The 12,534-nt window shown below is 37.1% G+C and carries 14 protein-coding genes and 1 riboswitch; of the genes, 10 read left to right on the top strand and 4 right to left on the bottom strand.

The features are described from left to right. Positions 1–111: 111 nt before the first annotated feature. The 3 genes from RI844_RS03265 (at position 112) to RI844_RS03255 (ending at position 3,249) form a co-directional block, all read left to right on the top strand. The gene (locus tag RI844_RS03265; RefSeq protein WP_348397042.1) at positions 112–525 is read left to right on the top strand and encodes a hypothetical protein; all 414 of its coding nucleotides are present in this window, start codon (positions 112–114) and stop codon (positions 523–525) included. Positions 526–678: 153 nt separating this feature from the next. Then, on the top strand, positions 679–2,115 hold the full coding sequence (sbcB, locus tag RI844_RS03260; RefSeq protein ID WP_348397041.1) for an exodeoxyribonuclease I: 1,437 nt from the start codon (positions 679–681) through the stop codon (positions 2,113–2,115). A gap of 162 nt (positions 2,116–2,277) precedes the next feature. Then, entirely contained in the window at positions 2,278–3,249 is a 972-nt protein-coding gene (locus RI844_RS03255) for a DUF4382 domain-containing protein (RefSeq protein ID WP_348397040.1), read from the top strand. Positions 3,250–3,329: 80 nt separating this feature from the next. Here the strand turns inward: RI844_RS03255 and RI844_RS03250 are convergent, their stop codons facing one another. Then, positions 3,330–4,199: an NAD(P)-dependent oxidoreductase gene (locus tag RI844_RS03250; RefSeq protein ID WP_405054455.1), complete on the bottom strand. Its 870-nt coding sequence runs from the start codon at positions 4,197–4,199 to the stop codon at positions 3,330–3,332. A 79-nt stretch (positions 4,200–4,278) separates the two neighbouring features. Here RI844_RS03250 and RI844_RS03245 point away from each other — a divergent pair, with 79 nt between their 5' ends. The 3 genes from RI844_RS03245 (at position 4,279) to RI844_RS03235 (ending at position 6,415) form a co-directional block, all read left to right on the top strand. Then, complete coding sequence (locus RI844_RS03245) at positions 4,279–4,764, top strand: glutathione peroxidase (protein WP_348397039.1); 486 nt, start codon at positions 4,279–4,281, stop codon at positions 4,762–4,764. Between the two features lie 174 nt (positions 4,765–4,938). After that, entirely contained in the window at positions 4,939–5,265 is a 327-nt protein-coding gene (locus RI844_RS03240; protein WP_348397038.1) for a DUF3302 domain-containing protein, read from the top strand. Position 5,266: 1 nt separating this feature from the next. Beyond that, positions 5,267–6,415, top strand: coding sequence for an HlyD family secretion protein (locus RI844_RS03235; RefSeq protein ID WP_348397037.1), 1,149 nt, complete (start codon positions 5,267–5,269; stop codon positions 6,413–6,415). Between the two features lie 136 nt (positions 6,416–6,551). Here the strand turns inward: RI844_RS03235 and lysC are convergent, their stop codons facing one another. Further along, positions 6,552–7,904, bottom strand: coding sequence for a lysine-sensitive aspartokinase 3 (lysC, locus tag RI844_RS03230; protein WP_348397036.1), 1,353 nt, complete (start codon positions 7,902–7,904; stop codon positions 6,552–6,554). Between the two features lie 98 nt (positions 7,905–8,002). After that, a riboswitch (Lysine riboswitch) is annotated at positions 8,003–8,174 on the bottom strand. A 207-nt stretch (positions 8,175–8,381) separates the two neighbouring features. On the opposite strand from lysC, the gene elyC reads away from it, so the two are divergent. Further along, positions 8,382–9,137, top strand: coding sequence for an envelope biogenesis factor ElyC (gene elyC / locus RI844_RS03225; protein WP_348397035.1), 756 nt, complete (start codon positions 8,382–8,384; stop codon positions 9,135–9,137). Between the two features lie 61 nt (positions 9,138–9,198). Here the strand turns inward: elyC and RI844_RS03220 are convergent, their stop codons facing one another. Further along, the gene (locus RI844_RS03220) at positions 9,199–9,759 is read right to left on the bottom strand and encodes a YceI family protein (protein ID WP_348397034.1); all 561 of its coding nucleotides are present in this window, start codon (positions 9,757–9,759) and stop codon (positions 9,199–9,201) included. Between the two features lie 30 nt (positions 9,760–9,789). Continuing rightward, positions 9,790–10,332, bottom strand: a complete 543-nt coding sequence (locus RI844_RS03215; protein WP_348397033.1) for a cytochrome b — start codon at positions 10,330–10,332, stop codon at positions 9,790–9,792. Between the two features lie 198 nt (positions 10,333–10,530). On the opposite strand from RI844_RS03215, the gene RI844_RS03210 reads away from it, so the two are divergent. From RI844_RS03210 to RI844_RS03200, 3 genes are all read left to right on the top strand, one after another. Further along, positions 10,531–11,070, top strand: coding sequence for a carboxymuconolactone decarboxylase family protein (locus tag RI844_RS03210; protein ID WP_348397032.1), 540 nt, complete (start codon positions 10,531–10,533; stop codon positions 11,068–11,070). Positions 11,071–11,146: 76 nt separating this feature from the next. After that, positions 11,147–11,494 carry a metalloregulator ArsR/SmtB family transcription factor gene (locus RI844_RS03205; RefSeq protein ID WP_348397031.1) on the top strand — a complete coding sequence of 116 codons (348 nt, stop codon included), beginning with the start codon at positions 11,147–11,149 and terminating at the stop codon, positions 11,492–11,494. A 24-nt stretch (positions 11,495–11,518) separates the two neighbouring features. Further along, on the top strand, positions 11,519–12,529 hold the full coding sequence (locus RI844_RS03200; RefSeq protein WP_348397030.1) for an ArsJ-associated glyceraldehyde-3-phosphate dehydrogenase: 1,011 nt from the start codon (positions 11,519–11,521) through the stop codon (positions 12,527–12,529). Positions 12,530–12,534: the final 5 nt, after the last annotated feature.

The following is a 12,534-nucleotide window of genomic DNA, read 5'->3' as shown; positions in this document are numbered from 1 at the left end:
AGAATATTAAATTATTGAGTTCTTTACCATTCCAACCGGAATTAATTTTAACCGAAATTAATTCCTCCCTGTCAGAAACAAAAGTCCCCCTCCTTACCTTGACAAATTCAAATGTTTGACTTATCCTTAACTCAAACGTTTGAGGTTGCTATTACAAAACCAATTTCGGTGAATACCAGTCGGCAACATCAGGCATTAATCAGAGGCTTCGACATGAATGTTCTAACAAAAGATGAAAAATCAGACACATCCAGAATGCGGTTTGATATTGACCAACAAGTAATCTTTGCACGTATTAGAACACTAATGAAAATAACCATCACCTTGTTAATCGTTATCGGTTTTTTAAACACCACAATGAGCTCTTCGGATATATTTTTCACCCTGGCATCTATGTTATGGCTGTGGCAACAACCCCTGGAAAAAATGGAGCTATCGATATTTAATCGGGTGCTTAATCTAGTGAATCAGGGTAAAAAAAATAAGTGCTCTGATTTAATGGACAATCTTCAGTCTAAATCTTGATCTAGATACAGCCTTTATTCACTTACTTTAATTCTTGCTTAAGTTAATTTTATACCAGAGTTTCGATCAAACTTAATTCTTTGTTGCTTACCTTTGCATCTAAAGCGATAATTAAGCGTTGATTTTCGATAAAAAAAACAAATACGGACTCAGATGAATAATAACGAAACCGCAAGTATCTTCTGGCACGATTATGAAACTTGGGGTGTATCTCCAAAACTTGATAAACCTTCACAGTTTGCAGGCATTAGAACAGACCTTGATTTAAACATTATTGGCGAGCCTGAAATGTTTTACTGTCAGCCAGCCGTTGATTACTTACCAAATCCAGGCGCGGCATTAGTTACGGGGATTACCCCACAAAAAACTCAACGTGAAGGGCTAACTGAAGCTGAATTTGCGGCACGCATTCACAGTTTATTTTCAGTACCAAATACTTGTGTTGCGGGTTATAACTCAGTGCGCTTTGATGATGAAGTAAGTCGATATTTATTTTACCGTAACTTTTATGATCCTTACGAGCGTGAATATAAAAATGGTAATAGCCGTTGGGATATTATTGATATGGCGCGTTTGTGCTATGCATTAGCTCCTGAAGGTATTAATTGGCCAGTTAATGATGAAGGCCGCGTAAGCTTCAGGTTAGAGCTATTAACTGCTGAAAATGGTATTAGTCATGAAGCGGCTCATGATGCTATGAGTGATGTTTATGCAACAATTGCCTTAGCTAAATTAATCAAAGAAAAACAACCTAAACTATACAATTTTGTGTTTAACATTCGCAGCAAACAGGAAGTAACCAAACATATCAATTTATTTGAGATGACGCCATTTTTACACACCTCATCAAAAATTAGTCCCGAGCAACGTAATACCAGTTGGTATATGCCAATGGATGTCGATCCGACGAATAAAAATGCCATCAGCTGTATTGATTTATCAAAAGATATTTCGCCGATATTAGAACTTGATAGTGACACCATAAAAGAGCGTTTATATACTCGGCATGATGAACTAAAAGAATTAGGTCAATTACCAATTCCGGTTAAACAAGTGCACATTAACAAGTGCCCTATTGTAGCGCCGGCTAAAACACTAACACCAGAACGAGCAGCGCTAATTGGTATAGATCGTGAGCAATGCTTAAAAAATTGGAAAATTTTAAAAGAAAATGCAGAAGCGGTTAAAGATAAGTTAGCATTGGTATTTAGCAAAGATTACGGCGAGTCTAAAGATGATGCTGAGCATGCATTGTATAGCGGCGGTTTCTTTAGTTATGCAGATAAAGATAAAATGGATATGCTGAAAAAGTTACCACCTGAGCAACTTGCTACCTACCCATTTAATTTTAGCGATCCGAGATTAGATACTCTACTGTTTAGATACAGAGCGCGAAACTATCCAATGACCTTGTCAGTAGAAGAACAACAGAAATGGCAACAATACTGCCAAGACAAACTAACCAGTAATGCTAATGGCTTAACAATTGATGAATATATGATTGAAATTGAAAATTTTGCTCATCAGTATGAGGAAGACAAACAGAAAATGTCGGTGTTAAAAGCATTGTATGACTACGTGCAGGGTTAACAATTAACACCACATAAACTTATTAACAACATAGGCGCCTAATTTTTAGGCGTTATTACGATTTATAACAGTAACCCCACAAACCTTTATCAACTTATTTTTACAAACCATGTATCATTATGTCAGTTATGAATGTTCATTACATAAACAGGAATCATCATTTTGAATAAATTTAATAAATCAGCTTTAGCACTAATAATATCTTCTTCTTTCTTTCTAATCGCCTGTGATGATGACTCATCAAACAATGACCCTGTTGCTTTTAATTTAAGTGTGTCAGATGCTCCTGTTGATAATGCCTCTAAAGTTGTTGTGTGTTTCAGTGAAATAACACTAAAAAATGAAGGGGTAGAAACAGTTTTACCATTAAAACCAAATGATGTTGGTTTAGATGAATGCTTAGACCAAGATGAAATGCCAATTACAGAAAACCTTGCTATTAATCTTCTTGATGCACAAGGCTCTACTTCAATTGAAATATCCGAAACTATTGATATTGAACCAGGTGAATACCAAATGCGTGTTGCTGTACCTGATTATAGTGGTTCATATGTAATGACCGATGAAGATGGTGATGGTATAGATGAAAAAGTACTTATTGAAGTTCCGTCACAAGAACTGAAATTTAGTAAATTCACCGTTACTCAAGGTGGCGATGCGAACTTCACTCTTGAGTTTGATTTACGTAAAAGTATGAACATTCCAAATAAAGAAGGTGCTGCTTGGCACTTAAAACCCAATGGTGTTCGTTTAATTGATAACAACGAAGCCGGGCACATTGCAGGCACTGTAGCTGAATCTCTTTTATGTAAAGATGAAGGCGGAATTTTAACTCCTACATTTGTCTACTTATACACAGGGAGTGAATCAGATGCGGCTCTATTAGGTGATATGCATTATAACGAACAAGGTTTGTACATAGGTGAAGGCATAGAGCCTTTAGCATCGACGCAAGTAAAAACCGAGGTTCAATCTGACGGTAGTTATGAAATTGGTTTTGTGGCGGCAGGTGATCATACTTTAGCGTTAACCTGTTCAGATGATATACCAGATGCACCAAACGATATGGTTTTTACTAATTTACAGTTACTATCGGTAGAAAAAGGTAATAATGAGCTAAGTTTTACCAAGTAGAGTTATAAGTAATGACTTTTTAAAATCAAAGCCACTTTTATTAAGTGGCTTTGTTGTTTTAAAGGGTGAAATAAATAAGCTTATTTATCTTTAAGCAATGAAATTAAGCTAGATGTGTCATACCTACTACCACCCTGCTGTTGCACTTGCTCATAAAAACCATCAACCATTTTGGTCACAGGCAATTCAGCACCATACTTATCAGCTTCAGAAAACGCTATAGCTAAATCTTTACGCATCCAGTCAACAGCAAAACCAAAGTCATATTCGCCGGCGAACATGGTTTTATATCGGTTTTCCATCTGCCATGAACCAGCAGCACCTTTAGAAATGGTTTCGACCAATTTATCAGCATCAAGTCCGGCCCTTTCAGCAAAGTTAAATGCTTCACTTAACCCTTGTACAAGACCGGCAATACAAATTTGATTGGCCATTTTAGCAATTTGGCCTTTGCCCACAGGTCCCATCAGCTGACTAAACTTAGCGTAGGCATCCATTACTGACTGAACTTGGGAAAATATCGTTTCATCACCGCCACACATCACCGTAAGCTGGCCGTTTTCAGCACCTGCCTGGCCACCAGACACAGGCGCATCAATAAAGTAGTTACCTTGCTTTGTCGCGACATCATTTAGTTCACGGGCTAACTCAGCAGAAGCTGTAGTATGATCAACAAAGATTGCGCCCGTTTTAAGGCCAGCAAAAAGACCATCATCGCCATAAGACACTTGCCGAACGTCATCGTCATTACCAACACAAGCAAATACTATATCGGCACCTTCTACGGCTTCTTTAGGCGTTTTAGCAAACGAGTTTTCAAAATCGTGTGCCCACTGTATAGCTTTAGCCGTAGTGCGGTTATAAACCGTAACTTGGTAACCTGCTTTGGCCAAATGGCCAGCCATGGGATAGCCCATAACTCCTAACCCGATAAAGGCAACGTTTTTCATATTAATTCTCGATTAGTTACTTAATGATGTTAGTGTAATGTTATAGATCTAAAATAAAAAGACTTATACAGGCAAATTGATGACAAATTTATATGATTTTTCAGTGCTTAATAATGTTGGCGAGATCATTCCATTATTAAACTATCAAAATAAAGTACTACTCATAGTTAATACCGCCAGCGCTTGTGGCTTTACCCCACAATACGCCGGCATCGAAGAACTTTATAAAAAATACCAAGACCAGGGCTTTGAAGTTTTAGCCTTTCCTTGTAATCAATTTGGTAAGCAAGAACAAGGCGATGATAATGAGATAAAAGATTTTTGTGATTTAAACTTTAATATTAGTTTTGATTTATTCGCCAAAATAGAGGTAAATGGCGAAAACGCTGATCCACTATATAACTACCTCACAGATCAGGCTAAAGGTATATTGGGTAGCAAAACTATCAAATGGAATTTCACCAAGTTTTTAATAAATCGCGAAGGTAAAGTAATAAAGCGTTTTGGTAGCATTGATAAGCCTGAAAAAATAGAAAACCATGTAAAAGAGTTGCTTTCATATTGAACAGCACGATTAATATTCAAAAGTTAACCTTATATTGTTGTCTTCAATACAGTGTTATTTAACCCACTGATATACGCCACTGCTTGTAAATTTTGAGTAATACTTTTGGCTATTTCTACTCAGGCATACTAGGCTTAAATTAATAAAATTATTAGTTAATTTAGGAACTTACCTATGCTCGAGTACTTTGCACTATTTCTCGTCTTTTTTGTCATTATCTTTCTTTTCTATGGGATTATTGTTATTCATGATATTCCTTATGAAATAGCGGTACATCGCAATCACCCGCAAAAAGAAGCCATTCACGTAGCTGGTTGGATAAGCTTGTTTACATTAGGCGCAATTTGGCCATTTTTATGGATTTGGGCAAGCTTAAATAAAACCCAATTACATGTGAAAAATGTTGATTCTTCAGATGACATTGATAATTTAAGCAAACAACTTTCCTCATTAAAAGAAGAAGTTTCTAATCTAAAACAACAAATAAATAAGGAAGGCTAAAATGGACTTAATTATCATCTTAACCTATACCGCTATTTGTATTGCCATATTCAAAATATTTAAATTGCCGCTTAATAAATGGACAGTACCAACGGCTGTTCTAGGCGGGATAGCCATTCTCTCTGCGCTGTTATTAATAATGAATTACAACCATCCTTATGCTAAATATGCGAAAGAGATATTTGTCACCATTCCTATTGTTCCGCAAGTTACCGGAACCGTGGCTACGGTAGAAGTAGTACCTAATGTTGAAGTAAAAAAAGGCACGGTGTTATTCACCCTTGAAAATACTCAACAGACGATAGCTTTAAAGCAAGCTGAAGCAGCCCTGGCAGAATCGAAAAATGCGGTTTTACAAAAAGATGAATCACTTGTTGCCGCTATTTCACAAGTTAAAAAAGCACAAGCTGAAAGAGATAGAACTAAAGCTAGTTATGACAGGGTTAAAGATGGCCATGAAAAAGCAGGCGTGAATTCACCTTTTACACAACAAGAACTAGATAATAAACTTAATTTCTACTTATCTGCAGAAGCGACATTAACCACAGCTAAATCTGAAGAACGTCGTTTACGCTTGGTAACTGAATCCAAAATTCTTGGTGAAAATACACAAGTAGCACAGCTTCAAGCAGTTAGAGATAAAGCGCAATTAGATTATGATCGAACGTTTATAAAAGCACCCGTTGATGGTATGCCGACTCAAGTAGGCATTAGGCCCGGTACACGAGCGACATCTTTACCGCTAGCTCCGGTAATGAGTTTTATTCCAACAGAAAAGCGTAAGATAGCCGCATTGTTCTTTCAAAACTCTTTGCGCCGTTTAGAAGATGGCTTAGCCGCTGAAGTCATTCTCGATGCTGTGCCAGGTAAAGTGTTTACAGGTAAGTTCGTTTCAATATTACCGGCGATGGCAGAAGGTCAAATTCAAGCGTTTGGCACGCTAATACCGGCCAGTGTGATCAGTAAAGGTGGCTTTGTTATTGGCATCATTGAACTTGATGAAGATTTATCCGACTATAACCTGCCATTAGGCGTACAAGGACAAGCAGTAGTGATCAATCATAAACACGACATCCTACACGTGTCTATGGTACGTAAAATTTTACTTAGAATGATGGCCTGGCTTAAATATGTTTACCCAATCAAATAACCAAAGCAATTTATATTAAAAATAAAAAAGCCAATATCGATAGATATTGGCTTTTTAAATTCATGGACGACTTAACTTCTGCAATTAGGTTTTAAACTGAACTCTCATCGAAAATATCGTTTCTCGTTTCACGAACTTATACAAATAACTTATCATGCAGCGTCTCGACTACATTATTGCCGTCAGCTTCATTCACTAAGAAACATAAATTATTCGAACTTGCGCCATGACAAATCATGCGTATATTTATATCTTCGATATTATTGAAGATACTGCTGCCTAGACCACTCGATGCATCTAAACCATTACCCACAATAGCGATTAAACATAACTCATGCTCGACAGTAACTTCACAAAGTTGTTCTAACTCTTCAACAACAGCTTGATTAATCAATGCTTGTGTTGACCCTGTAGGGTTATCAAAGGTAAGTGCAACTGAGATTTCAGAGGTGGTAATTAAATCAACACTCAGTTCATGTTTCGCTAAAATGCCAAACACCTGTGCCAAGAAACCACTTGCATGTAACATCGCCGGGCTTTTTACTGTTACCAGTGTTTGTTCACGGCGAAGTGCAATTGAACGATATGTCGGTTTAGATGCTACTTCTTGCATAATTTGCGTGCCTCCCGCTTCAGGCTCCCGACTTGACCCAACAAAAACCGGGATGGAGCTGCGCATTGCAGGAATAAGGGTTGCAGGGTGTAATATTTTAGCGCCGAAAGTTGCCATTTCTGCCGCTTCGCCAAAACTAATTTCAGGAATAGCTCGAGCTGAACTGGCAATACGAGGATCGGTAGTAAATATGCCGACCACATCCGTCCATATAGACAAGCCTGTTGCGCCAATAGCTTCTGCAATTAATGCGGCTGAATAGTCTGAACCACCACGGCCTAAAGTCGTTGTATTTCCTAAACCATCTTTGCCAATAAAGCCTTGAGTGACAATCACTTGCTTTGTAAGTAAAGGTGTTAAACTCTGTGCACAGTTAGTTGCTAGTGCTTCAATATCAACCACGGCTTTGCCGTACAAACTATTGGTTTGCATCACATCGCGAACATCAAAGGCAACACCTGCAACATTAATACTGCGTAATACCTCGGCAAATACGATAGAGCTCATACGCTCACCACAAGCCAAAATAGCATCACCAGTTTTCGCTGTTTGCAGTGTGTCTTGCTGTTTAGCTAATTCAGTTAGAGATTTAAGTACTTCATCTATTTGATTATTTAAATTAGCTTCAGCTGATAAATGCTGGGTAATGTTATATTGAATTACGCGGATATCTTCAATAATCGTGCTTCGCTCTTCGCTGGTTAACACCTTTTGCGATAACGTTACCAAATGATTGGTAACGCCGGCACTTGCAGACACGACCACAACGCGGGTTTCGGGTTGAGATTTTATAATTTGGGCACAGCGAAGCATAGCCTCGTGATCAGCAACACTTGTTCCACCGAACTTGGCAACGTTTAACGCGATATTTGACATTGGATATTCTCCCTAACTTGTAATGGCTAATTTAACATTACAAAAAAATATAAGGAAGAGCATGACTGATAAGAAAAAGATTTGAAATCTTGAATTTTTCAGCCAGAAGCCCTCCACCACTTTGGTGACAGTCACAAGGATTCAACCTATATGACCGAATGTTATTTACCACTAAAATAAGCATTCTCGGCATTAGTCCCCCTCAATAATCGTCGTTGGAATGTGGTTCCTAAGATTATTTACCTGGCTAATGCAACCTCTTCTGGTGTTGTTTAAAGTTAGGTTTTGAGCAATAACTCTAAATCAACGGCGCTATTAAACAGTAATTAAACAACAAAATCAACTGCGATATTTATAAAACGTCTATTTATTTAATGTTAAATTACTTTTTACAAAAAAATCGGTAAAACTAACACTTTATTGGAATTGATTGAGTTGATTAGATATAGTGCGAGTATATTTCAAAGGGATGCTGTTGTGGATTTATTTACCTTAAAAAAGCTTATTGGCGAACTACTTATGCCGCTACCAATAATAATTGTTACCTTGTTTATTGGTTTGTTTTTATTGAAACACCGACCGGTGCTAGCCAAAGGTTTGCTCAGTATAGCAACACTTGCCTTACTATTGCTTTCTGCTATGCCGGTTGCAAATCGGTTGATTGTAAATTTAGAACAACAATTCCCAGTTTACAGTCCTATAGCGGAGAAGCTCGATTATATCGTTATATTAGGCTGTAGTCATACAAGTGATGCAAGTCTTGCCGCAACACAAGAATTAAATATTTGCTCTTTACAACGTCTAACAGAAGGCTTACGAATTGCAAATTTACACCCTGAAGCTATTATTATCACCTCAGGTGCAGCTATTTATGATGTTAGCTCAAACGCGGAAAAAGTTAAACAAGCCGCAATAGAGCTAGGGTTTGATAGCAATAATATCATCACCGAAACTCGTCCTAAAGATACTGAAGATGAAGCGCTTTACATTTCGCCTTTATTAATTGATAAAAACTTTGCATTAATCACTAATGCCAACCATATGCCCCGCTCTATGGCTTACTTTGAAAATCAAGGTGTGAAGCCAATTGCCGCACCTACTGGATTTTTTGTAAAAGATTTTAGTGGCAATAAACGTTGGCAAACCTACTTTCCTGACCCGAACCAATTAAATAAAAGTACGACAAGTTGGTATGAAACTTTAGGGTTAATTTGGCAGTGGCTTAAAGGCTAAAAGTAGGGTCAGAGTCAAGTTTTTCTATTAGTGAATAACTTGACTCTGACCCTCATTAATTTTACTGGCGTACGCCTTCAATGTGTAAGTCAAATAAGATCTCACCAAAATCTGACTTATAACCAAAATCACTCATTTTGATCGACGTTGTGCCACTAAACCCTAAACGGTAACCACCCCATGGGTCGTCCCCTTCACCAATTTTTACTGTATCGATAACAAGCTCTTTGGTTATACCCTGTAGAGTAAAGTTACCGGTAATTGCCAACTTGCCATTACCCTTATCTGCAACTTTCGTACTTTCAAACGTGGCAGTAGAAAATTTACTTACATCTAAAAAATCACCCGATTTTAAATGTTTATCACGCTCTGCATGGTTAGAATCAACTGATGCGGTATCAATTTTAATGGTTACTTTTGACGCAGCAATATTGCTTTCATCATAGCTAAATGTGCCTTCAAACTTGTTAAAACGGCCCGTTAACCAGCTATATCCTAAATGCTTTACTTTAAAGTTAACAGAAGCATGCGCTCCTTGATAATCAACAACATAATCTGCAGCTTTTGCTGGCATAACAGCAACTAAACCGAGTAATGCTGTAGATATTAATAATTTGTTCATTCGTGTTCCTATTCTGTGTTTCAAGTTAATTTATTTTGAGGTCATTCTTTTTAAGGTGTCATCTTTATCGATAACATGGTGTTTAATTGCAGCACCGGCATGAACAACTACCAAGGCTATTAAGCTATAGGCTAAATATTTATGTATTAATCCAGAGATATCTTCTTGATTATTAAACAGTTCGCCTAAACTAGGTATTGAGAACCAATTAAATACATCTATTGCTCTTTCATCAGCTGTAGAAATTAAGTAGCCGCTGATCATTAATACTATCAACATCAAGTAGAGTAATTTATGAGTCAATGATGAAGCTTTTTTTACTAGCTTTGAATGATTCGCAATAGCTAAAACTTTTGGTTGTTTTACTTTGTAAACCATTCTTATCGCTGTAGCAAATAGCAATATAATACCAATACTTTTATGCCAATGCGGCGCAGTTTTATACCAACTGCTGTAATAAGTAAGTTCAACCATCCAAAATCCTAAAGCAAATAACCCTATAATGGTTAGTGCACTTAACCAATGTAAAAGTTTGCTGATTGAACCGTATGAATTAATTGTTTGTTTAGTCATTTATATTTACATCTCAATTTTCAATTATCGCTATTGTACGTTCCATTTAATTAAATAAAAGCGGAAAAAATTTCAGTAACCATTCTATTTTTTAGAATGGTTACTAGCTCTGTGGAATATTGCTTATTTAATGTTCGTTAACATTAATAAGGTTTATCTATTAAACTTAAATTATCACTTAGTTTATTGGAGATTATTATGCTCAAGTTTACTCTTTATAGCCTTGATACTGCACCAACTGATGCTAAGCCTCTACTTGAAAATTCAATTAAATCATTTGGTATGCTGCCAAACTTACATGCAGTAATGGCCGAATGTCCGCAATTACTTAACAGCTATCAGCAAGCCCATAATTTGTTTCAAAGTACTTCCTTTAACAATGAAGAGTTAACTGTTGTTTGGCAAACCATAAATATTGAGCATAATTGTCATTATTGTATTCCGGCCCATACTGCGATTGCTCATATGATGGAAGTTGATAAAGCGATAATAGCCTCGTTGCTTAATAGCACGCCATTAGATAATAACAAACTTGAGACTTTGCGAATTACGACATTAGCTATGGTTAGAAATCGTGGCGAGTTATCTACAATTGAATTAGAGAACTTTTTCGACGCTGGTTATGGTAAACAGCAACTGTTAGAGATAGTTTTGGGGATCTCACAAAAAATAATGAGTAATTACACCAACCACTTGGCTAACACGCCAGTTGACGAGCCTTTTAAAGCTTTTATGTAAACAATTTTATTTATTGCTTTCTACATATGAAATTTCATATATAATGATTTTCAGATATTAAAGATGAGTGATTAAAATGACTCCTACCCAACTATTTAAGAGCCTTGCAGATGAAACCCGTATCAAAAGCTTGATGCTAATTAACTTAGAAGAAGAGCTATGTGTATGCGAATTAATGGTTGCTCTGGAAGATAGTCAGCCTAAAATATCCCGCCATTTGGCCCAGCTTAAAAAGTCTGGGATATTGGTTGACAGAAAACAGAGTCAATGGGTTTATTACCGAATAAATCCCCACTTACCGGATTGGGCAAAACAAATTATCAATCAAACCTCATCAGCTAACTCAGAATTTTTACAACTTAATTTAAACAACTTAATTGCAATGGGCGATCGACCCGAACGCTTAAAAAGCTGCTGTGATTAACTTCAAAAACATTTAGGAAATAACATGACAATTAAAATTGGTATTAATGGTTTTGGCCGAATGGGCCGATTATCAATGCGCGCTGCATTTGATATGGCTGAAGTTGAAATTGTTCACATTAATGACCCAGCAGGAGATGCAAAAACGCTTGCGCATTTAATGACGTTCGACTCAGTTCACGGCCGTTGGCATCATGAAGCGACCCATCAAGACAACAATATGTTGATCAATGGAAATACTATTACATGTTCTCAAAACAGTGCGATAGAAGATACCAACTGGTCAGATTGTGATGTTGTAATAGAGGCATCCGGTAAAATTAAAACCAAAGCTTTATTACAACCATATTTAAAACAAGGGGTAAAACGAGTAGTTGTTACCGCACCGGTGAAAGAAGATGGCGTACTAAATATCGTATTAGGCGTGAATGAGCATCTTTATGAAAAAGAGCTGCACCCTATTGTTACCGCAGCTTCATGTACTACTAATTGTTTAGCGCCAGTAGTAAAAGTTCTACATGAAAAAATCGGTATTAAGCACGGTTCAATGACCACCATTCATGACATTACCAATACCCAAACAATTTTAGATGCCCCCCACAAAGATCTTCGCCGTGCTCGTGCTTGTGGCATGAGTTTAATTCCCACAACTACCGGCTCAGCTACCGCAATCACCCACATTTTTCCTGAATTGTCAGGTAAGCTAAATGGGCATGCTATTCGTGTTCCGCTAGCAAATGCTTCTATTACCGATTGTGTGTTTGAAGTAGAACGAGGCACTACGGTTGAAGAAGTTAACAACTTATTTAAAGCTGCCGCAGAAAATGAGCTAAACGGTATTATGGGCTTTGAAGAACGTCCTTTAGTATCAATCGATTATAAAACAGATCCACGCTCAAGTATTATTGATGCACTTTCAACCATGGTAGTTAACTCTACTCAAGTGAAGCTTTATGTCTGGTATGACAATGAATGGGGTTATGCAAATAGAACCGCTGAATTAGCTCGTATAGTTGGTATGCAAGATCAGGAATAATTAAT

It is taken from the genome of Thalassotalea fonticola, assembly GCF_032911225.1.
Classification (GTDB): Bacteria; Pseudomonadota; Gammaproteobacteria; order Enterobacterales; family Alteromonadaceae; genus Thalassotalea_A; species Thalassotalea_A fonticola.
Note: the sequence above shows the minus strand (reverse complement) of the source record. Positions and strands in the feature narration are given on the sequence as shown.